Source organism: Frankia sp. QA3 (assembly GCF_000262465.1).
Lineage (GTDB): Bacteria > Actinomycetota > Actinomycetes > Frankiales > Frankiaceae > Frankia.
Window position 1 is genome coordinate 4,128,057 of the sequence record NZ_CM001489.1, and the last position, 25,227, is coordinate 4,153,283.

A 25,227-nucleotide genomic window follows, 5' to 3' on the forward strand; every position below is an offset into this window, starting at 1 on the left:
GCGTCGTCACGGCGTAAACTAAGGTTTGATTCATGGGTGCGACGACCGAGCCAACCACCAGGGACCCGCAGGTGGACGGCGAGCCAAGGCTTGCGGACGCGCTCGTGCAGTTCGCGCACCTGATCGACCGTCTGTTTGCCGATGCCGGCCGCGCCCACGGGCTGACGCCACAGCAGGTCCAGTTGCTGTGCGAGCTCATCCCGGGGCCGGTCGGCATGACGGAGCTGACCGGGACGCTGCACGTCGAGCGCTCGAGTCTGACCGGCCTGGTGGACCGGGTCGAACGTCGGGGCCTCGTGCAGCGCGTCCGCCAGGCCGCCGACCGACGCGTCATCCAGATCGCGTTGACCGCGAAAGGCGCGCGACTCGCGATGAAGTCCTACGACAGCGTCACCGCGAAGGTCGCGGAAATCACCAGCGGTGTGGCGCCGGCCAACGCGACACGCCTGGCGGCGATCGTCGCGGGCATCCTGGCCGACAACGGGGTGCCGATCATCTCCGGGCCCGAAGTGCGCTAGGAACCCGTTCGCCGGCAGGTCGGCGAGCTGGTCGGCGACTGTGCCGAGGTCCAGCCCTACTCGAACCCGGGCGGGTCGAGCGAAGCTCGACGCCGGGGGGGCTCGGAGGGTCGTCCCCCCGAAAAAAATCGCGGCCCGCCGGGAAGCTGGACAAAGTCCAGCGATCACGGCGGGCCGGCTCGTGGAGGTGGCGGGAATCGAACCCGATCCTGACCCGAGCGGCGAAGATCGGAAGTAGCTGAAACCACTGTCTCGCAACGGCTCGTAGATCGATCTTGATCACTGGCGACCGGTCGAAATTGCCCAGAAGCGGGACCGCTCTGGGTGCCAACTGGGTACCAGGAGCGGTCTTCACACTTGATCGGCAGAGGCTGCGTCGACGCTACTCTCCGTAGCTGGAGATGATGTTAACTCTGGATGGGATAGCCGCCCGCTCCTACCCGCCGACGGCCCAGCCGCCTCGGCGAGCACCGACACTGTCTTGCCGTCGGATCGAGTGATCCTCTCGAGGGTCCGAACCGGCGGACGGGACGCAAGATCTTCTAATATGCGTGCCCAGGCCCGAGCGACGGCGGGACGCATGCTGTCCGATGGCCGGCGGATGGTGAGCGCGGAGGACGGGCTTGGCACGCTGGCGCGGTAGCGTCAGAATCCAGGCACGGAGTGAGACCTGAGGTGATTGCTACAGCAATCGGATGGTCACGCTCGGCATTGCACTCCCCTGTGCGTTACTGCATGATGGCGGCGTGACGTCCACTGTCCGGTATTGCCTGGGTATCTGCTGACGTGTCGACCAATGCTTGGGGCGATCCCAGCGGGCTGGCGAGCGGCGTACAGCGGTTCGGGCCCAACGGACCGCAGCCTGTCGGAGGCCCGGCGTTCACGCCGTTGACCCCGAACGACCCTCGCGAGGTCAACGGGTACCTGCTTCGGGCCCGGATCGGCGAGGGCGGCATGGGCTCGGTCTACCTTTCCTACACTCCTGGCGGCCGGCCGGTGGCACTGAAGATCGCTCGGGCGGAGTTCGCCGCCGATCCCGAGTTCCGCCGCCGCTTCGAGCGAGAAGTGACCATCGCTCAGCAGGTACAGGGCCCCTATACCGCCCCCGTGATCGACTGCGACCCGCACGCGGTACGGCCGTGGCTGGCCACCGCCTATGTCGCCGCGCCCTCCCTCGCCGCTGCCGTCGCCCGGCAGGGCCCCCTGCCCGCGGAGACCACCCTCGTCCTGATCGCCGGCGTCGCCGAGGCGCTGCAGTCGATTCATCTCGCTGGGGTCATCCACCGGGACCTCAAACCAGCCAACGTCATCCTCGCGGCGGACGGCCCGCGGGTCATCGACTTCGGTATCTCGCGAGCGGTCGAGGCCTCGTCCGCGGCGCTCACCCAGACCGGGGCGCGGATCGGCACACCCGCGTTCATGGCTCCCGAGCATGTTCAGGGCAGGGCCCTCGACTCGCCCGGCGACATCTTCTCCCTCGGCTCCACCGCCTACTACGCGGTCACCGGCGAGTACCCGTTCGGCGGCGATGCAGCGGTGTTTTACCGCATCGTGAACGAACAGCCCGACTGGGACCGCTGCCCGGAGCAGGTCCGGGAGCTGCTGGCACGCTGCGTGCAGAAGGATCCGTCCACGCGCCCCACCCCGATGGCCCTGATCGAGCTGTGCCGGGAAGCGTCCACCGACGAGCGACTACGCATCGGCGAAGGCTGGCTGCCGCCCACCGTCCGCGCGGACCTCACTCGCTATCTGCTTCCCCGCTCCGAGCAGTTCCCTCCCGCTCTGTCGGCCGCAGCCTCCCAGCCGCCCACGCCACCGCCCCCTACGTGGAATCAGTCGGCCAGGGGACCTGGCCCCGTGCCCCGGCACCTACTGCCGTGGCTGGTCAGTGCGGTCAGCGTGGCGGTGCTCGCGGCGGTCGTCATCGCTCTGCTCGTGAGATCGGGCGATTCGCCATCGGATCAGAAGAACCTCAGCGCCGCCGATGGATTCGCCGCCACGAGCGAGACCGGCACGCCGCGCTCGAGCCCGGCCTCGAAATCGAGCGCGAAGCCGCCTTCGAACCCGACGCCGGCCGCCCCCACCAGCTCTCAGGACGTCAACCTCTACCTCGCTAATTTCACCGGCCTGGGAGCAGTGGGCACAGTAAAATCGGAACCGATCACCATGAACGGGCAGGACATGGCCCACAGCATTTCAATCCAACCACTCTGGTACGAATTCACCAACGATAAGGAATTGGGGAAGATCGAGTACGATTTGGGTCGCCATTACCGCCAGCTCCGGACGACAATCGGGCTTTCCGACGATTCCGACAGTGACGCCGTGTATGAGGTTCAGATCGACGGCGACGGCCGGCAACTCGCTGACACGACGGTGCGCCTCGGCAGCCCAGTACCGATCGACCTCGACATGTCGGGCATCCTGCGACTACGATTCGTGATCACGCATACGGCTGGAGACACCTCCGATGACGTGAGAATTCATGCACATTCGCGGGTGGTCCTCGGAGCCGCCCAGGTGACCGGACCACATGGTCAGACGCCAAGCTGATCGCATGTGCATCGAGGCCGATACTCAGCGATTTCGTGGCCCATACGGTGCGTTTTCTCAGTGGAAGCGCATTGCGCCGCACGGGACAATCGCTCGCTCGCCATGGCCACGAACACCCCACTAAAAAGGTGCAGAGTCGGAGTGGCTGCCACCGGGAAACGAGGATACCTCCCGCTTGAGGGGACCCCGGGGCCGAGTGGGGCGGATCGAAACCGACAAAACGGGGTTCTATTTCCATAGTGACACCGCTACAGATAGTCTATCCTTGATGCAGCAGCAATGCTGCTGTCCGGGACAGGGAAGGAGCCTTCCGCTTCATGGGTAGGCCGGCCGGTCGTGTCGAGCAGGATGAGTTGCGGTCTCGGATGCGCGCGGCGGGGATGAGCCACGACGAGATCGCCGTGGAGTTCGCCCGCCGCTACCGGCTACGGCCCCGCGTCGCTCACCGGGTCGCACGCGGCTTGTCGCAGACGCAGGCCGCGGCCAATCTCAATGTCCACGCCGCCCGCCTGGGGATGGACTCCGCGGGCAGGGCCCCGATGACCGGCTCGAAGTTGTCCGAACTGGAGAACTGGCCCCTGCCGTTGCGGCGCCGCCCCACTCCCCGGATCCTCGCTCTGCTCGCCGAGGTCTATGACACCAGTATCCACAACCTGCTCGACCTCGACGACCGCGAGAACATGCCCCCGGCGGACCTCATGGTCATCAGCCAGATCGGAAACGGGCCATTACCAGCGGCGCACCACGCCGTTGCAGGCGGGGCCGCGCAGGAAGCTCTGATCGACGGCAGCATCGTCTCGACGACCGCCGCGATCGACAACAGCGAGCGTGAACGCCCGTCCGCCCCGGTGCTGGGGTCAGATGTTTTCGATGAGATGTCAGCTATCGGCGTGGACGGCATCGATTCGGTGGAGCACTGGGTCGAGCTGTTGAGTCTGGTCGCCGGGAAGTCCAGCGTCAGCGGGGCCGGTTCCGTCTGGGGTCTGGCCCGCAGGCAGCTTGCCCTGCTCGATGCGTGCCGTCGGATGTCGACGCTGGAGAACCGCCAGCTTCTTGCGGTCCAGGCCCGGTGGTCGGAGTTTCTCTCCTGGCTGGCAGACAACCTCGGACGTGCGCGGGCTGGGCGCAAATGGGCCGAGCTGGCGTTCAGCCAGGCCACCGAGGCGGGCGACCATCGCACTGCCAGCTATGTCCTGATGCGACGGGCGCAGCAGGCTGCTGATCAGGGACGCGGCGGGGAAGCCGTGGCGCTCGGAGAAGGCGCGGCTAGCCTCGACTCCAGCAGCGTGTGTACCGCCGCGCTGTGCCTCGTCCGCCAGGCGCACGGCCATGCCCTCAACCGCGACGCCACCGCTTCCAGGGCTGCCATCCGACAGGCTGATCTGCTACTGGCCAGCGTCGAACCGGATCCGGACCCGCTGGATGGCCACTGCACGGACCTTTACGTAGCGGCCTACGAGGGTCGCTGCCGGCTGCTGCTCGGCGATCTGGACGGATCGACGCGGATACTGGAAGAGGTCCTGGCAGCCTGGCCGGCAGGGCTGAGTCAGGATGAGGTCATGTGGAGGGCCTGGCTTGCGGACGCGCACACCGCGGCCGGACGCGCGGCCGAGGCAGGGGCCGAGGGACTACGTGCGCTGGAACTCGCCCAGGCCATGGGCTCCACACGCGCCGACACCCTGCTCGACGGCATGGCGGGAGCACTCGCGGAAAACGATCGGGTGGTGGAGGTCGGCCAGTTCCTCGCCGCGCGCCGGGTCGTGAGCGCCGCCAGGAGGAGATAGCCATTCCTATGATCACCACGGCGACCAGCGTCGAGGTGGCGCGAGCCGGAGCACGGGCGGCCGTGTTGCCGGTGGGCAGCTTCGAGCAGCACGGCGCCCATCTCCCCCTCACGACGGACACCTTGATCGCCCAGGCGATCGCCGAGGCTGTGGCTGACGAGTACGGTCTGCTGCTGCTCCCGCCGGTCACGTTCTCGTGTTCCCACGAGCACGGCTCCGCGCCGGGAACAGTGAGCATCTCCTCTACCACCCTGACCGCGGTCATCCGCGACATCGCCGCGTCGCTGCGCCGATCCGATATCCCCGTGCTGGTGCTCGTCAACGGGCACGGCGGCAACTACGTTCTAAGCAACATCGTCCAGGAGGCCAACGTCGACGGGCCGGCCATGACCCTGTTCCCCGGCCGGGCTGACTGGGCGGCAGCGCGTACCGAAGCCGGGCTGGAGACCGACGGCCATGACGACATGCACGCCGGCGAGCTGGAGACCTCCATCCTTCTCCACGCGCACCCCGACGTCGTCCAGCCCGGCTGGGAAAGCGCCGACGAGGGCGGCGGCCCCCGCCCCCATCTGCTCATCCACGGCATGCAGGCATACACCCGGACCGGAGTGATCGGCCGCCCCTCGCTCGCCACCGCCGAGAAGGGCAAACGGCTGCTGGACAGCCTGGCCAGCCTGCTCGCCGACCACCTCGACGCCCTCGGACTGCCTGGCCGCTGACCGGGCCCGCGCTGGCCTCCGTCAGCACTCCGAGCCGCGCCTGGCCACCCGAACACAGGGGCTCGTGCCCCGGCGTGTCGAGCCGTAGTAAGAGCTGTCGCGCTCGGCGTATGCGCAGGTCAGCGGCCGGCTGAGGGGGAAGTAAAAGCTTCCCCGCCGTGGGAATGGCCGTGAGTCGACGGCGCAGCATCATTACCTCTCGTTACAGCCGAAGGTCGGCGTAGCGACCCCACAGCGTCACCCGGTCCCCACTCCGCTGGGCGCCGAACGCGACGTACACCGAGAGCGACCGGCAGACGGGGTCAACGAACGGGAGGAGAAGTAGATGTCCATCGTGCAAGAGGTCGGTCCGTCGAGCGTGATGCCGGACGAGTGGTTCGACCTGCCGATCACCATCGTCAATGACGACAGCTGCGTGGCAAGCGACGGTTGCGACACCTCGGATGGCTGCTCGTCGACGTGCCCGTCGGCGTGCGCCAGCTCGTAACGGGATGAGCGCCGTGCCGCCTTCGACGGGCTTTGAGGGGCGCGGCGTAGAGGTTCACATGGACATCACGGTGGCTGCGGGAAGGAGCATGCGGATGGGCGGGACGCTGTACCGGCCGGCAGGTCCCGCGTTGCTGCGAGCTGCAAGCCGCCCGCTGGATGGCGTGGTGTCGGACTGGCCGGTGTTGGAGGACGCGGCGGCGTGCCGGGACTGGTTGGCGAGGGTCTGGCCGCAGGCCCGGGAGTCGGTTGGGCTCGCCAGCGGTGCGTTGGCCGCGCGGGTCGAGCAGCTCGTTGCCGGGCGTCCCGTCACCGACCGGCGGGTGCGGGCTGCTGCGGCGACGGTCGTGCGGTACCTGGTGCGTTCCGGGGGCCGCTCGACGCCGTTCGCGCTGTTCGCGGGTGTCGCGCCGGCCCAGTTCGGCCAGGTGGCGTCGGTGCGCATCGGTGATCGCCATCGGTCGACGCTTCGGGCCGATGCCGCGTGGCTGGATGAGATCGTCAGCCGACTGGAGGCGGGCCCGGTCCTGGCGCGAGTGGAGGTCGTGTTCAACAGTCTGGCTGTCCAACGAGCTGGACGGCTGGTTGTGCCTCGCGCCGACGGCCACGTCGAGATCCCCCTGACCCCACCAGTGCGGCTCGTGCTGGATACCGCAAGAGGACCAGTGCGATTCGCCGAACTGGCTGACCGGCTGGACGAAGAGTTCGCCGGCGTCGGCCGTGAGCGCATCGAGGCGATGCTGCGCCAGTTGGTCGCCGAGCAGTTTCTGACCAGCAGTCTTCGGGCACCGATGACGGAGACCGCTCCGCTCGGTCACCTAGTCGCGGCCCTTCAGCGAGCTGGTGCCTGCGATCTGGCCGAGGTCGGGCTGCTTGCGGATGAGTTGGCCGCGATCCACGCCCGGCTCGGGGAACTCAACGCAGCGCCGGAGCTGGGAGCCCAGGCGGGTCCGCGTGCGGATCTGATCGCGGTGATGGACCGGGTCAGCCCGCAGCAGCGCTCGCCCATGGCGGTCGACCTTGTCCTCGACTGCGACCTGCACCTGCCCGTGTCCGTTGCTTCGGACCTGGCAGTGGCCGCCGACGTCCTGACGCGGCTGGGTCGGGAACCGCTGGGACCGGCCGCGTGGGCGGACTACCACCGCCGGTTCGTCGAACGCTACGGCGTTGACAGCGTCGTTCCGCTGATCGACGTGCTTGATGAGGCATCAGGGCTTGGCTATCCGGCGGGATATCCGGGCTCGGTGCTACCCATTCCCGCGGTGACGGTGAGCGATCGAGACCAACGGCTACTCGCGCTGGCCTGGAAGGCGCTTGCCGACAACGGTCGCCTTGAGCTCACCGACGCGCTCATCGAGCATGCCACCGCTGGTGATCTGTTCGATCCGCGCTTCATCCAGCCGCACGGAGAGATCGCAGCAAGGATCCATGCCCGCAGCATCGAGGCGTTGAACGCCGGCGACTATCTGCTGGCCGTTACCCCAGCGCGCGCGACCGGAACGCTGTCCGCGAGATTCCTGCCCGCGACGCGAGACGTGTCGATGGCCGACGCCTATGGAGCGGTTCCGGCCCTGCATGAGGGCGCCACCGCAGTGCAGTTGTCCTGCCCACCCAGATTTGCCCGCGGCCAGAACGTCGCGCGCCTTCCCCAGTTCCTGCCCGAGGTGCTCGCCCTCGGCGAACCGCCGTCCCATGGGCCGCATGGGCTGGGAGCTGGGGACCTGGCGCTGACCGCGACCGGCCGGGGCCTGCTGCTCCTCGAAGCCGCCACCGGGCGGATCATCGATCCGCAGGTGTACCACGCGCTGGCACTCGACCGGCAGATGCCATCACTGGCGCGGTTCCTGGCGCACCTGCCACGCGCGTTCGCCGCCTCGCTGACCGCGTTCGATGTCGGACCGGCTGCCGGCGCTCTGCCGCACCTACCCGAAGTCCGCTACGGCCGGATCATCCTCGCCCCCGAACGCTGGCGCCTCCACACCGTCGACCTGCCCGGCCTCGATGTACCGGCTGCCGCCTGGCGCGGCCAGCTCGCGCAGTGGCGGCAGCAGCTTCGGTGCCCAGAACTCGTGGAACTGGCCGACGGCGACATGACCCTGCGGCTGGATCTCACAGTCCCGGCCCACGCCACGATCCTGCGCGGACATCTCGCCGGCAAGGGCTTGGCCGTGCTGAACCGGGCGGTGCCCGGCGAGGAGCTGGGGTGGATCGGGCGTGCGCACGAGGTCGTCGCACCGGTGTTCCGCGCGGGTCCGCCCGCACCGAACAAGCGTGCTGCGGTGCTGGTCAACAGGGTCAACGCCGACGGCGACCGGCCCGGGGATCCGAATGCCCGATGGCTCTCCGTCCGCGTCCATACACACCCCACCGCCATGGACGATCTCATCGCGACCCACCTTCCGGACCTGCGTGCGCGGCTCGATGGTGCGCCGCTATGGATGGTGCGCTACCGCAACAACGAACAAACTGATCATCTGCGCATCCGCATCGCCACACGGGGGCCGAACCATGCGGCCCGTGTGACTGCCCTCGGCGCGTGGGCCACGACGCTGGCCAGGACCGGCGCCGCCGGCCAGGTGGCGTTCGATACGTATTTTCCGGAAGCTGGCCGCTACGGTGCCGGCGCGGCTCTTGAAGCCGCCGAGGCCGTTTTCTGCGCCGACACCGCCGCCGCGATCATCGCGCTGCGCAAGCCACCGACTGGCCTGCATCGTGACACCGTCGTGGCGTTGTTGATGCTTGACATCGCCTCCGCCTTCCTCGGTGGCATGCACCCGGCCGCCGACTATCTGACCACACGGGTCATCGCCAAACCGCAGACCATCAATCACCGCGTCGTCGGCGAAACCACCCGGCTGGCCCGCCACGGCGTACCCCGCGACCTGCCGCACCTACTCGGCGAGCTCGCCGATGCTTGGGCGGCCCGTGCTAAGGCTCTGATTGTCTACCGTGCGGCGTTACCCGGCCAGATGGACACCGTGACGGTCGCGGGGTCCCTGTTGCACCTCTCCTACAATCGGCACCGCGGGATCAACCGGGATCACGAGGCTGCCTGCCTTCGGCTGGCCCGCGGCGCCGCGCTCGCCTGGCGCAACTCCCAGCAGGCGGTCCCGGCATGACCGCGACCCGTCACCATCGGCCGGTGGTTCCGGCTCGTCCCGCTCCTGGCGGGGAAACCGGCGGGTATGGGCAGAGGACGAGCCTGCCGGACTCGCAACCGGACCGACGCGCCGCTGTTCGCGCCCCCTGCTCCGATCAGCGGTGTCCGCTGCCGCACCACTCGCGACCAAGTCTTCCTCCGACAAGGACACATTGATGACCACTGCTACTTCCGGTACCGCCGCCGAGCTCCACGCCGACATGGTCCAGAAGATCACCAGCAGCCGGCCGGGGCTAGGTGAGCCTGTCGTCCACGCGCTGCGTGCGGTGCCCCGCCACCTGTTCCTGCCGGGCGCCACGCTCGACGAGGCGTACAACCCCTACAAGGCAGTGATCACCAAGACTGCGGCGGACGGCACTCACCTGTCCTGCGCCTCGGTCGCGACCCTCGTCGCCGGGATGCTGGCCGAGCTTCGAATCAGCCCCGGCGATCGGGTCTTCGAAGTCGGTGCCGGCACGGGCTACAACGCCGCACTACTCGCTGAGCTCACCGGTCCCGCCGGGCAGGTCGTCACCGTCGACATCGACGAGGAGATCACCGAACAGGCATCGAACGCCCTGATGGCGGCGGGCTACAGCGACGTGCGCGTCCTGACCAGTGACGGCGCACTCGGCGACGAGACCGACGCGCCCTTCGACAAAATCATCGTCACCGTCGGCGCGTGCGACATCCCCGATGCGTGGTTCACCCAGCTCGTCCCCGGCGGGCGGATGGTCCTGCCACTGCGCTGGCGGGGACAGACCCGCGGCGTCGCCTTCGTCAAGGGCGACGACGGCGTGCTTCGTTCGGAGTCGGTGTTCCTCTGCGGCTTCGTCCCGATGATCGGCCAGGACGTCGAACGCGCCGCCGCGCTCCACACCGACCCGCTCGTCCGTGTCCACTACGACGTCGACCAGGACATCGACCCGGCCAGGCTGACCGGCATCTTCGACAGCCCCAGAACCAGCGCCTGGTCCGGGGCAACCGTCGGCCCGCAGGACCCCATCGACGGGATCTGGCTGCGCGCCACCGCGACCGACCCGGCCGTCTGCCGAATCGAGGCAAGCCCTGATGCGGTCAGCACCGATCTCTGCGCGCCCTTCATCCCGAACCTGAGCCCCGTGCTGATCGACGGTTCCTCGCTGGCCTACCTCACCAAGCGCAGGTTGGAAGGCCCCGACCCCGTCTGGGAGCTCGGCGCCCACGGACACGGACCCGACGGCCGCACCCTCGCCGAGCGGCTGTGCGGACACATCCACACCTGGAACATCGACCGCACAGCCCGCCCATCCCTCACCGCCGTGCCCCTGGCTGCCCACGCCGACCTCACCGACCACGCGATCGTCAAGAAGGACTGCGCGATCACCGTCACCTACTAAAGCCACCCGCGTGTGCGAGGAGGCGACCACCGGCGGCGCCCCTGCACGCCACCGGGCTCGGTTGTCTAGCGCCGAAGCGCCCGGACCGTCAGGAGGCGATGGGCGATGTCTCTGAACGGCGACTGGCGAGAGCGTGCGGCCACGGTTGCTGGCCGCCTCGCCGACGCGCTGTTCGCCCCGCCCGCGGCCAAGCCCGGCGGCGACCGGGCTTCGAGCGATCAACGCTGGCGAGGCCAGTCACTGGCCGCTGGCGCCGCTGGCGTCGCCGTGCTCCATGGCATACGTGCCCGCGCGGGTATCGGAGATTGGGCCACCGTCGACGCCTGGCTGATAGCCGCGACGAGAGAGGAGCTGAGCGCCGGGACGGGCGCCGGCCTGTGGTTTGGCGCTCCGGCGCTCGCCTTCGCCTTGGCCACGGCAGCGGCACCCGGCCGCTACCGATCCGCCCGCCAGCATCTGGACACCGCCGTCGCGAACATGATCGAGCGCCGGCTCGCTGCTGCCAACGGGCGCATCAACGCCGGTCAGCGGCCGGAACGGGCCGAGTACGATCTCGTCCGCGGTCTGACCGGGCTCGGTGCGCACCTGCTTACGTCCCGCCCGGACGCAGAGCAGCTCCGCCGGATTCTGGCCTACCTCGTCCGGCTGTCCGAGCCCCTGCCCACCAGCGGCACCGTCGGGTTGACGCTGCCTGGCTGGTGGAACGGCGACCTTCCGGTGGGGGCGTCGGTTGACGCGTTCGCCGACGGGCATGCGGACCTCGGGATGGCCCACGGCATCGCCGGCCCCCTCGCACTACTCGCGCTCGCCTACCGTCGAGGCATCGTCGTCCCCGGCCACCTCGACGCCCTGAATCGCATGTGCGACTGGCTCGATTCCTGGCGCCAGGACAGCCCGACCGGCCCCTGGTGGCCCGAGAAGATCACCCTCAGCGAGCTAACGGCGGGCCGCCCCGTCCAAGCCGGCCCAGGCCGTGCCTCCTGGTGCTACGGCACCCCTGGCCTTGCCCGCGCCCAGCAACTTGCCGCCATCGCACTGACCGACATGGCCCGCCAGGAACGTGCTGAGGCCGCGCTCGCCGGCTGCCTCAGCAACCCCGCCCAGCTCGTCCAGTTCGTCGACCCGACGCTCTGCCACGGCTGGGCCGGCCTGCTCACCACGGTCCACCGCGCCGCCGCCGACGCCCGCTTCCACCCTCTCGGCAACCACCTCCCAGCTCTGACCGACCAGCTCCTCGGCAGCCTCGACGCTGCTGAGCCCGCCAGCAGATGGCCACCCGGCCTCATCGAGGGCACCGCCGGCATCGCCGCCGTCCTGCACAGCCTCACCATCGACACCACCGCCACCTGGGAAACCGCCCTCCTTCTCGGCCTCCCCCAGACATAGCCAGTGCACGTGAGCGACCTTCCGCTCGACCGGAGAGTGTCGATTCTCAGCTCTTTATGTCGAACAAATCACTCGGTCACGCTCGACACCCAGCTCACCGCCGCCCGCGCCCCACCGGTGTCCCGCCCGCCAGTCTGATCCAAATCTCCGACTCGTCAGCCCGTCAGTAGTTCTTCTTCACATAGTCGTAGGTCTTGTCAAAGAGCACGCCAGTGACCGGCAGGCTGAAGTCCTTGAGCGTGGTGCGGATGGCCTTGCGCACCTCCCGGTCGCCGCGGTCGGAGCTGGTCCAGCCGGTGTAGGAGACCTCAAGGACGATTTGGTCGATCCGGAAGACGATGTCGGGCACGATCTTGTGCAGCCCGGCAGGGGTGTTCTGCTCGACGATCTGTGTGAGCGCCCCGATCTTCGGGTCGTAGAGACGCTCGTCTTCGGCGAGCGTGCCTTCCTCGGCCGCGCGGTCGGCAGCGACGACGTCGTGGGCGACCTGGAGCGCGTCCTCTAGGAACTGCAGCGACTCCTCGACCGAGGAGATGGCGCGCTGCCGCAGCTTCTCGATCCGCTCGGCCAGGCTCTTGTAGGCTGCGGAATCGGTGTCCTGGCCGAGCCGGCGCTTGAGCCGGGCCTCGATGGAGCCGAGGACCTCCTCCACGATCTGCCCAGGAGCTTTCGGGTCGGGCACAGGCATTGGTACCTGGAGCGACTGGGCGATCTTCTTGATCAGCGCGATCCCGGCCGCGTCCAGGGTGACGTTCCGAGAGACCAGCGGCTTCACCGAGATGTCATCCATGTGGGCGTGGATCAGTGCCTCGGTCTTCGCGCCGAGCTTGGCCCACAGCAGTCCCTTGTCGAGTCCCTTGGGCTGGATCGACGCGTACAGCTTCGCCAGCCACAGATACGCGCTCTGGAACGGAGCTAGCATCGGGTTGGGGTCGAGGAACTCCCAGATCCGCTGCACCGCGGTGAACGTCTCCACGAACGTCGTCCGTGCCTCGGAGTCGACCGGGATCCGCTCATGCGCCTCGGCGAGCGAGGCGAACGACGCGTCGCTGGTATCGATCCCGGCGAAAAGCGAGGTCAGCACGGTCATGTCGGTCATGAACCGCCCGACCAGGCTGGCCACGTCGTACACGGTCGGCTTATCGGGCTCAGTCCCGTCCTTCGTCTTGGGGCCGAGCAGCGCGTCGCCGATGGCCTTGGCGAGTCCGATGTAGTCGACGACCCGGCCGTACTCCTTGCGTTGCCCGGTCAGCGGGTTCTTCCATGGCCGGTTGGGCCGGGTGATGGTCTGGAACAAGTTGGCCGCCTTGAGCGGCTTGTCGAGGTAGAGCACGCCCTCGATCGGCGCGTTGAATCCGGTCATCCACTTCGCGGTGACGACCACGAACGACAGCGGGTCGTCGACCTTCTTGAAACGACGCTTGAGCCCTTCCTCGGCCTCGTCGGAGAGCAGATACTTCCTGTACGCCGACGGGGTGCTTTTGGAGTTGTCCACATGCATCACCACGCCGACCTCGCGCGCGACACTGGACCCGTCTGGCAGCGTCATCGCCGCGGCGCGGCGTTCCAGTTCGGCCTGAATCGCGGTCGCGTACGCCACCACCAGCTCCTGGTTGTACGCCACGACCTGCGCCTTCTGCCCTAGCGGAGCCACGTAGGTGAGGTAATGGTCGACGATGTCGGCGCAGACTGAGACGACCCGCTCGGGGTTCTTCAGGATGGTGGCGATGTGGCTGGCCTTGCCGGAGAGGAACTCCTTGGCCTCGTCGTCGAGCCCTTCGTCGTCGGCGAGCTCCTCGAACGCCTCGTCGAGCTGTTCCTTGCTCAGCTCGAACTTCACCGCCCGGCCTTCGACGATGACGGGTTTGGTGAAGCCGTCGGAGATCGAGTGCTCCATCGTGTACCGGGACAGCACCAGGTCGGGGTCCTCGGGGTTGCCGAAGAGCTTGAACGTGTCCCGCTCACCGGCCTTGACCGCAGTGCCGGTCATCCCGAAGAACGTCGCGTTCGGCACCGCCTCCCGCCACGCGTCACCGAGCTTGCCCTCCTGGGAACGGTGGGCCTCGTCGACAAGCACGATGATGTTGGACCGGTCGGTGAGGAGACCGGCCTCGGCGAACTTGTGCGGCGTGGTCACCACCACCCGCGGCCCGGGCTTCTTCAGCACGGTCCACAGTGCCTGCTTGGTCTTCGGCACCTCAAGGGTCGGCATCCCGGCGGTGCGGAACATCTCCGCGGTCTGCCGCACCAGGTCCTTACGGTCCGCGATCACGATCACCGTCGGCGACCCGACCCGCTCATCGCGCAACAGCCGCGAGGCGGCGAATGCCATCAGTTCGGTCTTGCCCGACCCCTGGTGATGCCACAGCAGCCCGCCGCCACCCTGCTCGTTCCTGGACCCGGCGAGCACCTTGTCATGGATCGCGACCGCGGCCTCGACCTGCGGATAGCGAGGCAGGAACTTCACATCCTGCTCCGAGGCATCCCGGGCATGCCGGTACATGGCGAAGTCCCGCAGGATCGCCAGCACCATCGCCGGCGTCAGCAGCGTACGGGCATCCCGTTCGACCCGGGCCGGCCCGGACAGGTTCGGGTCACCACCGGTCTCACCCCACGGCGCCCAGAACTCGCTCTCCGGATCCGGTTCGGCGCGCACCGGCGCCATCCGTAACTCGAGTCCCTCGGTCGCCACGTTGAACACGTTGGGCGCGAAGAACTGCGGATACTCCACTTCGTAGACGTCGTAGAGGTCCTTCGCCGCGTTGAACCACGACACCGTCTGCTTCACCGGCGTCTTGGTCTCCACCACCACGAGCGGGAACCCGTTGACGTAGTAGACGACGTCGAACCGCCGCGCCTCGTGCCCGCCCTTGATCGTCACCTCATCGGCCACGACCAGCCGGTTGGCCTCCGGGTCGTCGAAGTCGATGAACCGCCGCGGCACGTGCTTCCCGGCAATGGTCACGAACGGCTGCTGCCCCCGCAGGATCACCGTCAGCGCCTCGTTGGCCGCAACAAGGCCGTTGGTGGCGTCCAGCATCGCCCGGTTGACCTCGGCGATCACCATGCCAGTCGACTCCTCGTCGTCGACCAGGCCCGGGTTGCGCTGAAGCAGAGCCTCGCGCACCCACGACTCGACTACGACCTCGTGCTCATCACGCGGCAGGTCGCCACCGGATACGTGCTCCCACCCGGCATCCTGGGCCCACTCCAGCAGCGCTGCTTGAATCGTCGAAGCCTCGCTCCAACCCACGCTCTATGCGACCTCCTCCAAGAGGGAGTCATATGTTACCGGGATCTCGATCTCCTGGGCAAGCAGTGCTGACAACAGCGCAGCGCGGAACGCTCTCACCTGGAAGGCTTCCGCACGAACGGAGGAAAGTCCGGCAGCGATGACGTCCAGTTCCGCAGCGGTCCTCGTCTGGTCTTCGATGGTGGGGAGAGCTACCGGAACGTCCAAGACGCGCACGGCGGTGATGTGCTTGATGTTGGTCCCGCTTGAGATGCCGAGGAACGTCCCGGACTCGAACGCCCACTGGCACCAGTGATGCGTGTACTCGCTCGTGGACACGCCTTCGACGCTGCGGAAACGGAGGAGGGTCTTCTGAAAGCAGACGACGCCCGGCAGTTCCTCGTTCCAGACGGCGGTGAACCCGACAGCCTTTGGGCTCGCGCTTCCCTCGGACACCAGCACGTCACCACGCTGAAGTGCAAACTTCTCCTGCTCGGCGGGAGCGAAGTTCATCTGCTTGATGTCGGTCAGGTCGAGCGACCCGTCGCCCACATTCGCTGAGCGCAGGTAATTCGTCATGTATGGACCGGTTGCATGCTGAGGCGCCCGCTGGCGACCCATCAACACCGAAAACGCGTCACGCACTGGCACGGTTCGAACGTCTGAACGCTCGAAGAGCTCGGCTCGGCGGGCAGTCAGTAGGCTTCGGAGACTGCTCGCCTCGTCTGCGAGGTGTGCCAATTGCGCACCCACTGAAGCGAGCAGATCGACGATCCGACGCTGCGCCGCCAGCGGTGGCAGAGCGATGGAGTAGACGTTGAACTGGGCTTCCTTCCAACGGTTCCGGCTCGCCGTGGTGCCGGTGCTGACGCGCTCGATGTAGTTCCAGACTCCGGGCTGGCGGAAGTGCAGCAGGAGGAACTCGGGGAGCAGTCGCTTGCGGTCGCACTCGAAGAGGGGGAACTCGTTCGAGACGTACGAGCCGTCTAGGTCGTCGCCGACCAGCCCGAACGATCCCTTCCAAGCGAAGAGCCGGTTGTAGATGAACTGTCCTGCGGAGACTCGGTAGAACCTCGTCGCCTTCGACGTCTCGTGCGTGACAGTCTCGCGGAGGAACGGCCCTTCGGTGTACCATTTGACGCCGAGCAGCGAGTAGGACCTGTCGACCTCGACGGAAACCTGATCCTGGATCTGACGGGTCACGTCACCGAGACGAACCCTCGGCCACTCATCCATCCGTCACTCCGAAGGCGGTCAGGTCGATCCCGACGGCGGCAAGCCGCTCGAACATGGCTGCCTCGGCGGCAATCCGCTGCTCGCGGGCGTCGGCATACGCGACCAGCGCAGTGCCGAGGTCGACGGCCTCGTCGGCGGTCTTGGTGATGTAGCGGCCGATGTTGAGGTCGAATCTGTTGGCCTTGATCTCGTCGAAGTCGGCGACGTGGACGTAGGCGCTGAGGTCGGTGCCGTCGAGGGCGAGGCCGTCGCGGTAAGCCTCTGTGAGGGCCTTGATGTCGTCGTACGACATGGTGTTCTGGTTCTTGCCCTTGGCGAACCGTTCGGAGCCGTCGATGAAGACGACCTTGTCCTTGCGGTCGGCGGGCTTCTGGTGGCGGAAGACCAGGATGCAGGCCGGGATCGTCGTGGAGTAGAAGAGGTTCGGCGGGAGGCCGATGACGGCTTCGAGGAGGTCGCGCTCGATCAGGGACTGGCGGATCTTGGCCTCTGCGCCGCCGCGGAAGAGGACGCCGTGGGGCATGACGACGCCGACGCGGCCGTTGCCGGGCCTCATCGAGGCGACCATGTGCTGGACGAAGGCGAAGTCGCCGTTCTTCGCCGGCGGTACGCCGCCGACGGCACGAGGATCGGAGGCCCACTGGTCGGCGCCCCAGCTCTCCAGGGAGAACGGGGGATTGGCGATGACCACGTCGAACTGGGTCAGCGCGCCCGAGGGCTCCTTGAAGAGCGGCTTGCGCAGGGTGTCGCCGCGCTTGATCTCGAAGTCCTCGATCTCGTGGAGGAAGAGGTTCATCTTCGCGATCGCCGAGGTAGTCAGGTTGACCTCCTGGCCGTACAGACGCAGGGTGCGGTGGTCCTGGCCGGACTCGCGCACCTGGTTGATGGTGGCCACCAGCATGCCGCCGGAGCCGCAAGCCGGGTCGTAGATCATCTCGCCGGGCTCGGGCCGCAGGATGGCGACCAGGAGGTTGACCACCTCGCGCGGGGTGAAGAACTCGCCGGCCTTCTGGCCGGAGACGTCGGCAAACTTCTTGAGCAGGTACTCATAGCCGGCGCCGAGCAGGTCGTGGCTCACCGTGGACGGGTCGAGCGGGATGTCGTCGAACGCCTTCACCAGCCCGCGGAGCGCCGAGGGCGGCAGCCGCTCCTCGTTGCCCCAGGACGCGTCGCCGAAGATCCGGGCGAGGGCCTTGGGGTTGGCCTGTTCGATGCGCTGGAACGCCCTCGCGACCGCGTCGCCGAGGTTGACCTGGGTCTTGGTGACCACCGACCAGCGGGTGTTCTTCGGGAGCTCGAAGCGGTGGAAGTCGGCTTCGACCTCGTCGGTCAGCTCCTCGCCATACTCCTCGACCGCCTGCTTGTGTTCGTAGTCCCAAGTGTCGCTGATCCACTTCCAGAACAGCATCGGGAACGCGTAGGTCTTGTAGTCGGCCGCGTCGACGGGGCCGCGGAGTGCGTTGGCCGCAGCCCACAACCGCGACTCAAGGTCGGTCTGTGTGATCACAGGTGGATGGGATCCTTCATCGTGATGGCAGTGGTCCAATCATGCCGTGCTCGGCTGGCGCGTCAGACCGCTACCCGCCCCGCGCGCATCGGACCATCGCACCACGCAGGGGCACCGGCGGTACAGCACGGAAGTACAGCAAACGGCCCGGCTACGGCTGATCGAGACCAGCCAACGGTGTGTTGCCCGGTTCACCCCTCTGCGACCGCTAGGCGGGTAGTTCGGGACGAAGGCGAGAGCGAACGCCGCTCGGCCCGGCTCCACACGGAGGTCCGCCCTGATGCTGGACTCGACGGCGCTGTAAAGCATCCGGCGAAGGGCAGCTGATCACGTTCGATAGCCTGGTCTGGTCCCGGCTCGCGGGTGTGGCAGCACGGTGGCAGCCAAGCCTCTGGACCTCGGCGGACGAACGTGGACGTCCATAGCACCCTCACCATCCTTGACCTGCATCAGTGGGCATCGGCGGACGTTCACGGACAACCGACCGATGGTTTCATAATCCGCTGGTCGGCTTGGCACTAGCGGGACAACACAGACGTTCGGGACAGGGCGCCCAAGTCTACGGCCTGTAGGTATTCGTTGCGGTGCTCTTGGGTGGAGTACCGGCAGGCTCCGTGCAGTCGACAACCGCGACGACCGGTTTTCGACTGCTGCGACACTGTCTAACTGATCAGTGCTGCGAGCTGCGCGAATGCACTGGCGGGCGATCTCAGAGCGAGATCATTTAAGGGTACCCTTCCTTCTGATCCGAGGCGGCCGACGATCGACTTGCCGCCGCGTACGAGTTGATGGCGCTGCATGGGGTGCGCCGTGGGGAGGTGTGCGGGGCGACGTGGTCCGGACTCGACGATGCGGGGTCCGTGCTCACGATCCGACAGCAGATCGTCCGCAGTGGCGGCGTGCTCGGCGTATGGGCGCCGAAGACGAGGTCAGGTCGGCGGAAGGTCGACCTGGACGGCGTCACCCTCGGGTCGCTGGCAGCCCACCGGCTCCGCCAGGAGGACGAGCGGGAGGCGATCGGCGATGAGTGGGACAACGGCATCTTGCCCGACGATCACGGCAACCCGGTCCAACTCCGAGACCTGATCTTCACACACCCCTCCGGGCGCTACCTGTTCCCGGAGTACCTGACCAAGCGCATGCAGCAGATCGCCCGGCGCGTCGGCCTGCTCGGCACCGTCCGGGTACCGGCGGCGGCCGGGGTGACCACCGTCCTCGTGGGCACGCGGTACCGACCGGCCGAGGGCACGTGGACGCTGTACCGCGACCGGGAACCCGTCGGCGCGGTGACGGTGCTCGGCGCGACGGTGCAAGGCTCGCGGTCGCTGCTGCATCTGGCCGAGCCGTTGCCGGTGGCACTGGCTGTGGGCGACGAGATCGGGGACCGGCTGCTGTCGCGCAAGCGGCTGCACGACCTTCGCCACGGCTCGGCGTCGATCCTGCTCGGCGAGGGAGTCGACATCACGATCGTGTCGAAGAGGCTTGGTCACTCTTCGACGTCGGTGACGGGGAACCTGTACGCGCATCTGCTGCGGTCGACAGGTCGTAAGGCGGCCGAGACGGTGTCCGCGGCGATCCCCCGGGCGAACCGTTCTGGGGACCGACTGGGTACCACCACTTACAGATATTCTCCGGTGGGATCACCGCCGAGCGTTTCCGCTGGTCACAGCGGTGTCGGCGATGATCCCATACCGAATTCAGCGAGTGGAGGTGGCGGGAATCGAACCCGCGTCCTCCGGCACCGACACAGGACTTCTCCGGGCGGAGCCTGCTACTTGTTTCTCAGCCCCGTCGGACACACAGGCAAGCCGACGTAGGCTCAGTCGCTGTTTGATTTTCCGCCTGGCCCCGCGACCGGGTCAGGTGGTGATCCTCCTAGCGACGTCAGATCCTGGGCCGGAGGCATTCCCAGGCTGACGGTTGCCTAGTCCTTAAGCCGCGAGGGCGTAAGGGGCAACAGGCTGCGTCTTGTTGGCAGCTGTTTTTTTGAACGGATCGTTAACGAGATAACCGTTCATCCTCGGCCCGCTTCCCCTGCCTCGACGTCCGAAGTCGAAACCGATCACCCCCAGGTACGGTTGTATCGCCTGACGGTTCATGGTACCGCAGGACGCCGGTGGACGGAGCGTCGCAACCGGCGGCGGACGCCAGCCGGGTCGGCGGCGGACGGCAGCGCCGGCGGCCGGTGGCCGGTCCGAGGCGGGATTGATGTGCGGCCGCGGGCATGTCGGACCTCTCGTGGTAGTTGTACGGGCAACGGCAGCCCGTCCGCCCGCCCCGGGGAGAGCATCGTGGAGATCAAGGAACTGGGACATCTCGTCCTCTACGTCCACAACATCGAACGTTCCGTCGCCTTCTACCGGGACGTCCTCGGCTGGCGGCAGGTGTTCCCGGACCCGGCGCAGGCTGCCGGCAACCCGCTGCGCGTGCCCGCCGCCGCCTTCTCGGCCGGCCGCACGCACCACGAACTGCTGCTCATCGAGGTCGGCGAGGACGCGGCGGCGGTGCCGGCCGGCCGCCGGGTCGGGCTCTACCACTTCGGGCTGAAGGTCGGCGACACCGACGACGAGCTGCGCGAGGTCCTGGCCCGCATCCGGGAGGCGGGCGTCGACATCGTCGGCGCGTCGGACCACACGATCACGCACAGCCTCTACATCCTCGATCCGGACGGTAACGAGATCGAGCTCTACGTCGACGTCCCGGGCGTCGACTGGCAGTCGCAGCCCCACCTGGTCGCGGCCCCGATCCGCCCCCTGCGCCTGTAAAGGCGCCCGCCGCCCGCACCGCGACCCCACCCGGCCGGCGGTTGCCGTGCGGACGACTCAGGGTCGGTGACACTGTGCCGATGACGCCGTCGACCGCGCGCGACCGGCGGCAGGTGGTGCTGCTGTTGGCGCTGGCGGGCCTGACGGGGCTGGTCGATGCGACCAGCTTTCTCGGGCTCGGCCAGGTGTTCGTGGCGAACATGACCGGCAACGTCGTGCTCCTCGCGTTCGCGCTGGCGGGCGCGCCGGGGCTGTCCGCGGACCTGTCCGCGCTCGCGTTGGCCGGTTTCCTGACCGGCGCGGTCCTCGCCGGGCGGATCGGCAGGGCCCCGGCGCTGCGCCGCGGACGCCGGGTCCGGTGGCTGACGGTCGCGCTGGCCATCCAGACCGGGTTGATCATTGCGGCGCTGGTCGCCGCCTCGCTCACCGGCGAGGGCAGGGCGGACCGGCCCTACACGATCATCGTTCCGCTGGCCGCCGCGATGGGGCTCCAACACGCGACGGCGCGGCGGGTGGCCGTCCCGGAGGTCCCGACCAACGTGCTGACCACCACCCTCACGGGGTTGGTCGTCGACTCGCGGCTCGCCGGCGGCCCCGGCTTCCACGCGCCGCGCCGGCTTGCCGCTCCGGTCGCCATGTTCCTCGGAGCGATGGTCGGCGGCGCCTGCCTGCTGCACGTCGATCGGGTCGTGCCCCTGGTCCTCGCGGTCGCCATCGCCGCCGGCTGCCTGACCGCCGCCGCCACCGGTCTGCTCACCGCGCCATGAACCTGGCACTGCCGTCCACCAACCGGGACGGGCGGCGGGCCCGGTGCCGTCCGGGCGTCAGGAGGCCGGCTCGTCCCCGGCAGCGGTGCAGAGAAAGGCCCATGGCTCGCCGCGCAGCCTCGTCATCACCAGGGTGACGGCCGGGCCGCCGGGGACCAGGTCGCGCCGGCGGGGCAGGAGGCGGCGGCGCAGCTCGTCGACGTCGCCCGCCAGCCCCCGGCGGCGGATGTCCAACGACCCGATCCCGCGCCCGCGCAGCTCGGCGGCGATCCGGCGGACATCGAACGGCAGGTCCGCGGAGATCCGCAGCAAGCGGGCGAACGGGCTGGCCACCGGCTCGTCGGAGGTCAGGAAGGCGATCATCGGGTCGATCTGCCAGGCGCCGAGCTGGCGGGCGAGCTCGCCGACCAGGCCGGCCCGGGTGACTGCCGGGCTCGGGTCGTACAGGTATCGCCCGGGGGCGGCGACCGGGCCGCCGGGCTCCGCGGGGTCCGGGAGGCCGACGAGGCTCACCGGCGTTCCCCCGGGCGAGCCGATCGCCGCGGACGAGGGTGTCGCCGCGGACGAGGGTGCGTGGTGAAGGACCGTCGCGCGGCGCTGGGTCGTGGCGAGGGCCGGGGAGAAGAGCACGGCCTCCTTGAGGTCACGGCCGTCGGCGACGAACTCGATCTCCCAGTCGGGCGGTACCTGCTCGGTCGCGAGGCCCGGGGCCGCCTTCACCGCGACGGCCTCGACCCGGTCGGCGAGGGCGAAGCACCAGGGCAGCGGCGGCTCGCTGGCCCGTGAGGCGAGCCGACGGTCCCCGGCGCGCCGGGCCGGGTCGACGAAGACGCCGTCGCAACCGGTCAGATCGGCGTCGCGGACATCGGCGAGCAGCGTGTCGACCCGGCGCGCCCCGTGGACGGCGACGTTCAGCGCCGCCATCCGCAGATGCACCGGGTCTCGGTCGACGAGCAGGATCTCCCGGCCCGGTGCCAGGGCGAGGGCGTCCCCGCCGATTCCAGTACACAGGTCGGCGAGCCGACGCCGCCCGGCGAACCGCGCCGCCCGGTGTTCGGCCGCGGTCTGGGAGGACGCCTGCTCCAGCCCGGCGCGGGTGAAGAACATCTCCTCGGCGCGGGCGAACTTGGCCGCCGCCCGATGCCGCAGCTCCGCCTGGGTGAAGGCGGCGGCGACCAGCCCGGCGGGAACACCCTCGGCCCGCAGCCGCGCGCCGACGGCGAGCTCCCGGGCCGCGATCCCACCTCCGCCGGCCCCACCCCTGCCGGCCCCGCCCCTGCCGGGACCACTCCTGCCGGGACCGCCCGCGTCGGGGCCGTCCCCGCCGGTGTACACCGCGGACGCGGCGGCGAGCACCGCGCCGCCGTCGGCGGTCAGCAGGGCGTCGAGCTGGGCCAGACGCTCGGAGTCGGTGCCGGTCAGCGGTAGCGGCCCTTGACGCGGCGGCCCATCTCCCGGCTGATCTCCCGGGCGGCGTCCCGCTCGGCGAGAGCGTGCCGCTTGTCGTAGGACTTGCGACCGCGCGCCAGCGCAATTTCGATCTTGGCGCGGCCATCCTTCCAGTACAGGGCGAGCGGCACCATGGTGAGGCCGCCCTCCTGGGTCTGGCCGATCAGCTTCTCGATCTCGGCCCGGTGCAGCAGCATCTTGCGCTTGCGGCGCGGAGCGTGGTTGGTCCAGGTGCCCTCGGTGTACTCGGGGATGTGCACGTTGTGCAGCCAGATCTCGCCGTCGCTGATCTGGGCGAACCCGTCGACCAGGGAGGCCCGCCCGGCCCGCAGCGCCTTGACCTCGGTGCCGCGCAGCACGAGCCCGGCCTCGTACGTGTCGAGGATGTCGTAGTCGTGCCGGGCACGCTTGTTCTGCGCGATCGACTTGCGCCCCGTCTCCCTCGGCACCGTCTGCGACCCTCTTCCCACGTGCCACGCCTGCGCGCCAACGTTTCCGAACCTACGTCCTGCCGGCGTCCCCCCGCCCGACCGGCCACGGGCGGACAACCGTCCACCATTGTATCGATCATGCGGAGCCCGCTCAGACGCGCAGGTGGCGGCGCAGCGCGATCGACGCCATCACCGCGGCGGCCAGCACGCCGGCGGCGAGGACCACGACCGCCGACTCCCAGACCGCGGCCCAGCCGAACAGGGGGAACATCGTCTGCCTCGCGAACTGGCCGTCCACCAGGAAGATCTTGGCTGCGACCAGAACACCGGCGGCGAGCAGCCCGCCGGCCAGGCCCGCCACCGCGCTCTCCAGCACGAACGGCGCCCGGATCGTCCCGTTCGACGCCCCGACCAGCTTCATGATCGCCGTCTCCCGGCGGCGGGCGTGCGCCGAGATCCGGATCATCGTGTAGATCAGCGCGAAGGAAGCCAGTGCCTGCACGGCTGCCAGGGTGAAGGCGCCGACCGTGAAGGCGTCGAGGAAGCGGTACAGCGGGTCGAGCAGGGCGCGCTGGTCACGCACCGCCTCCACACCGTCGAGCCCGGTGTAGGTGACGACGATGTCGCGCGACGCCCGCGGGTCGGCGAGGGTCAGCCGCAGGGCCGCGGGCAGGTCCTCGGGTCCCACCCCGGCGACGACGTCGGGCGAGCCCCGGAAGTCGCGGCGGAACCGCTCGTACACCTGCTTCTTCGTCTCGTAGCGGACGCCGACGATCAGCGGGTCGCGGCGCATCTCGGCCTCCAGCGCGGAGCGCTCGGCGGGGGTGATGGCGTCGGAGAGGTCGACGACGACCTCGATCTGGTCGAGCAGGAAGCCGTCGATGGTGTGCACCTGGGCCCGCAGCAGCAGGCCCGCACCGAGCATCGCCAGGCAGATGGTGATGGTGACGATCACCGCCCCGGTCATCGCCAGGTTGCGACGCAGGCCCGTCCACAGCAACGAGGCCAGCGGGCCCGGGCGCATCAGCCGACCGGGCCGCTGCGCGCCGGCGTCGCCCACGGGCTGCGCTCGCCGTCCGGCGCCGTCCCGGTCGGCTGGGCGGGCACCACCACCGGCGGCGGCGCGGACGGCGCCACGGGCTGCGGCACGGTCTGGTCGTAGCGGCCGCCGGCCTCGTCGCGGATCAGGGCGCCGTCGCCGAGTTCGAGCACCCGGCGCCGCATGGCGTCGACCAGGGACGCGTTGTGGGTGGCCATGATGACGGTCGTGCCGGCCCGGTGGACGGCGTCGAGCAGGCTCATGATCTCGGTGCTGGTGGCCGGGTCGAGGTTCCCGGTCGGCTCGTCGGCCAGCAGCACCCGCGGCCGGCCGACGAACGCCCGGGCGATCGCGACCCGCTGCTGCTCGCCCCCGGACAGCTCGTCGGGATAACGGTCCGCCTTCCCCCCGAGCCCGACCAGCTCCAGCACCTCGGGGACGACGCTGCGCACGACATGCCGGGGACGCCCCACCACGTCGAGGGCGAACGCGACGTTGGCCGCCACCGTCCGGTTCGGCAGCAGCCGGAAGTCCTGGAACACGCAGCCGACGATCCGGCGCAGCTGCGGGACCCGCCGGTCCGGGATCCGCGCGACGTCACGCCCGGCGACGATGACCCGCCCGCCGGTCGCGCGCTCCTCGCGCAACAGCAGCCGCAGCAGCGTCGACTTGCCCGATCCGGACGGCCCCACCAGGAACACGAACTCCCCGGCGCCGATCTCGGCGCTGACGTCGATCAGGGCGGGCCGGGCGCCGTTGGGGTACCACTTGCTCACCGAGCTCAGAACGATCACCATACCCTCCTCACGTCAAGTATCAGATCACATACATTCCGCG

At 68.9% G+C, this 25,227-nt stretch carries 17 protein-coding genes, 1 other RNA gene and 1 pseudogene; 11 read left to right on the forward strand and 8 right to left on the reverse strand.

Going from position 1 to position 25,227, the window contains the following annotated elements; translation table 11 throughout:
• Nucleotides 1–32: 32 nt before the first annotated feature.
• The 8 genes from FRAQA3DRAFT_RS16900 to FRAQA3DRAFT_RS16930 all read left to right on the forward strand — a co-directional run bounded on the left by FRAQA3DRAFT_RS16900 (nt 33) and on the right by FRAQA3DRAFT_RS16930 (nt 11,964).
• Nucleotides 33–518: a MarR family winged helix-turn-helix transcriptional regulator gene (locus tag FRAQA3DRAFT_RS16900; RefSeq protein ID WP_009740261.1), complete on the forward strand. Its 486-nt coding sequence runs from the start codon at nt 33–35 to the stop codon at nt 516–518.
• Between the two features lie 786 nt (nt 519–1,304).
• Nucleotides 1,305–3,071 carry a protein kinase gene (locus tag FRAQA3DRAFT_RS16905; protein ID WP_009740262.1) on the forward strand — a complete coding sequence of 589 codons (1,767 nt, stop codon included), beginning with the start codon at nt 1,305–1,307 and terminating at the stop codon, nt 3,069–3,071.
• Nucleotides 3,072–3,388: 317 nt separating this feature from the next.
• The gene (locus FRAQA3DRAFT_RS37360) at nt 3,389–4,855 is read left to right on the forward strand and encodes a helix-turn-helix transcriptional regulator (RefSeq protein ID WP_009740263.1); all 1,467 of its coding nucleotides are present in this window, start codon (nt 3,389–3,391) and stop codon (nt 4,853–4,855) included.
• A gap of 2 nt (nt 4,856–4,857) precedes the next feature.
• Entirely contained in the window at nt 4,858–5,574 is a 717-nt protein-coding gene (locus FRAQA3DRAFT_RS16915) for a creatininase family protein (protein WP_035923026.1), read from the forward strand.
• A gap of 325 nt (nt 5,575–5,899) precedes the next feature.
• Entirely contained in the window at nt 5,900–6,061 is a 162-nt protein-coding gene (locus tag FRAQA3DRAFT_RS33245) for an FxLD family lanthipeptide (protein ID WP_009740265.1), read from the forward strand.
• Nucleotides 6,062–6,065: 4 nt separating this feature from the next.
• Nucleotides 6,066–9,179 carry a lantibiotic dehydratase gene (locus tag FRAQA3DRAFT_RS16920; RefSeq protein ID WP_198286920.1) on the forward strand — a complete coding sequence of 1,038 codons (3,114 nt, stop codon included), beginning with the start codon at nt 6,066–6,068 and terminating at the stop codon, nt 9,177–9,179.
• 196 nt (nt 9,180–9,375) lie between these two features.
• Nucleotides 9,376–10,578, forward strand: coding sequence for a methyltransferase, FxLD system (fxlM, locus tag FRAQA3DRAFT_RS16925; RefSeq protein WP_009740267.1), 1,203 nt, complete (start codon nt 9,376–9,378; stop codon nt 10,576–10,578).
• Between the two features lie 105 nt (nt 10,579–10,683).
• Nucleotides 10,684–11,964 (forward strand): lanthionine synthetase C family protein, encoded by a 1,281-nt coding sequence (locus FRAQA3DRAFT_RS16930; protein WP_009740268.1) that lies wholly within the window; start codon nt 10,684–10,686, stop codon nt 11,962–11,964.
• Nucleotides 11,965–12,127: 163 nt separating this feature from the next.
• On the opposite strand, the gene FRAQA3DRAFT_RS16935 is transcribed toward FRAQA3DRAFT_RS16930, so the two are convergent.
• From FRAQA3DRAFT_RS16935 to FRAQA3DRAFT_RS16945, 3 genes are read right to left on the reverse strand one after another with little or no spacing between them, the layout of a single operon-like run.
• Entirely contained in the window at nt 12,128–15,217 is a 3,090-nt protein-coding gene (locus FRAQA3DRAFT_RS16935) for a type I restriction endonuclease subunit R (protein WP_009740269.1), read from the reverse strand.
• Nucleotides 15,218–15,220: 3 nt separating this feature from the next.
• Entirely contained in the window at nt 15,221–16,432 is a 1,212-nt protein-coding gene (locus FRAQA3DRAFT_RS16940; RefSeq protein WP_009740270.1) for a restriction endonuclease subunit S, read from the reverse strand.
• Complete coding sequence (locus FRAQA3DRAFT_RS16945; RefSeq protein WP_009740271.1) at nt 16,425–17,939, reverse strand: class I SAM-dependent DNA methyltransferase; 1,515 nt, start codon at nt 17,937–17,939, stop codon at nt 16,425–16,427. Before FRAQA3DRAFT_RS16945 ends, FRAQA3DRAFT_RS16940 begins: the two co-directional genes overlap by 8 nt.
• 1,139 nt (nt 17,940–19,078) lie before the next feature.
• On the opposite strand from FRAQA3DRAFT_RS16945, the pseudogene FRAQA3DRAFT_RS35185 reads away from it, so the two are divergent.
• Nucleotides 19,079–19,408: pseudogene (locus FRAQA3DRAFT_RS35185) on the forward strand (recombinase XerD); the annotation flags it as partial.
• 233 nt (nt 19,409–19,641) lie between these two features.
• On the opposite strand, the gene ssrA reads toward FRAQA3DRAFT_RS35185, so the two are convergent.
• Nucleotides 19,642–20,009, reverse strand: a transfer-messenger RNA (tmRNA) gene (ssrA, locus tag FRAQA3DRAFT_RS32105).
• 221 nt (nt 20,010–20,230) lie between these two features.
• Between ssrA and FRAQA3DRAFT_RS16955 the strand changes: the two genes are divergently transcribed.
• Complete coding sequence (locus FRAQA3DRAFT_RS16955; RefSeq protein ID WP_009740273.1) at nt 20,231–20,704, forward strand: VOC family protein; 474 nt, start codon at nt 20,231–20,233, stop codon at nt 20,702–20,704.
• 80 nt (nt 20,705–20,784) lie between these two features.
• On the forward strand, nt 20,785–21,471 hold the full coding sequence (locus FRAQA3DRAFT_RS16960) for a YoaK family protein (RefSeq protein WP_009740274.1): 687 nt from the start codon (nt 20,785–20,787) through the stop codon (nt 21,469–21,471).
• Between the two features lie 57 nt (nt 21,472–21,528).
• Here the strand turns inward: FRAQA3DRAFT_RS16960 and FRAQA3DRAFT_RS16965 are convergent, their stop codons facing one another.
• From FRAQA3DRAFT_RS16965 to ftsE, 4 genes are all read right to left on the reverse strand, one after another.
• The gene (locus FRAQA3DRAFT_RS16965) at nt 21,529–22,827 is read right to left on the reverse strand and encodes a class I SAM-dependent methyltransferase (RefSeq protein ID WP_009740275.1); all 1,299 of its coding nucleotides are present in this window, start codon (nt 22,825–22,827) and stop codon (nt 21,529–21,531) included.
• Nucleotides 22,828–22,889: 62 nt separating this feature from the next.
• Nucleotides 22,890–23,369 carry an SsrA-binding protein SmpB gene (gene smpB / locus FRAQA3DRAFT_RS16970; RefSeq protein ID WP_009740276.1) on the reverse strand — a complete coding sequence of 160 codons (480 nt, stop codon included), beginning with the start codon at nt 23,367–23,369 and terminating at the stop codon, nt 22,890–22,892.
• A gap of 133 nt (nt 23,370–23,502) precedes the next feature.
• Complete coding sequence (gene ftsX / locus FRAQA3DRAFT_RS16975; protein ID WP_035923030.1) at nt 23,503–24,375, reverse strand: permease-like cell division protein FtsX; 873 nt, start codon at nt 24,373–24,375, stop codon at nt 23,503–23,505.
• Nucleotides 24,375–25,184: a cell division ATP-binding protein FtsE gene (gene ftsE, locus FRAQA3DRAFT_RS16980; protein ID WP_009740278.1), complete on the reverse strand. Its 810-nt coding sequence runs from the start codon at nt 25,182–25,184 to the stop codon at nt 24,375–24,377. The genes ftsX and ftsE overlap by 1 nt, the downstream gene beginning before the upstream one ends.
• Nucleotides 25,185–25,227: the final 43 nt, after the last annotated feature.

Bases quoted from the DNA above. Each gene is read 5' to 3' on its own strand.
- FRAQA3DRAFT_RS16900 (WP_009740261.1), top strand. From the start codon at position 33: ATGGGTGCGACGACCGAGCCAACCACCAGGGACCCGCAGGTGGACGGC.
- FRAQA3DRAFT_RS37360 (WP_009740263.1), top strand. From the start codon at position 3,389: ATGGGTAGGCCGGCCGGTCGTGTCGAGCAGGATGAGTTGCGGTCTCGG.
- FRAQA3DRAFT_RS33245 (WP_009740265.1), top strand. From the start codon at position 5,900: ATGTCCATCGTGCAAGAGGTCGGTCCGTCGAGCGTGATGCCGGACGAG.
- FRAQA3DRAFT_RS16920 (WP_198286920.1), top strand. From the start codon at position 6,066: ATGAGCGCCGTGCCGCCTTCGACGGGCTTTGAGGGGCGCGGCGTAGAG.
- fxlM (WP_009740267.1), top strand. From the start codon at position 9,376: ATGACCACTGCTACTTCCGGTACCGCCGCCGAGCTCCACGCCGACATG.
- FRAQA3DRAFT_RS16930 (WP_009740268.1), top strand. From the start codon at position 10,684: ATGTCTCTGAACGGCGACTGGCGAGAGCGTGCGGCCACGGTTGCTGGC.
- FRAQA3DRAFT_RS16940 (WP_009740270.1), bottom strand. From the start codon at position 16,432: ATGGATGAGTGGCCGAGGGTTCGTCTCGGTGACGTGACCCGTCAGATC.
- FRAQA3DRAFT_RS16960 (WP_009740274.1), top strand. From the start codon at position 20,785: ATGACGCCGTCGACCGCGCGCGACCGGCGGCAGGTGGTGCTGCTGTTG.
- ftsX (WP_035923030.1), bottom strand. From the start codon at position 24,375: ATGCGCCCGGGCCCGCTGGCCTCGTTGCTGTGGACGGGCCTGCGTCGC.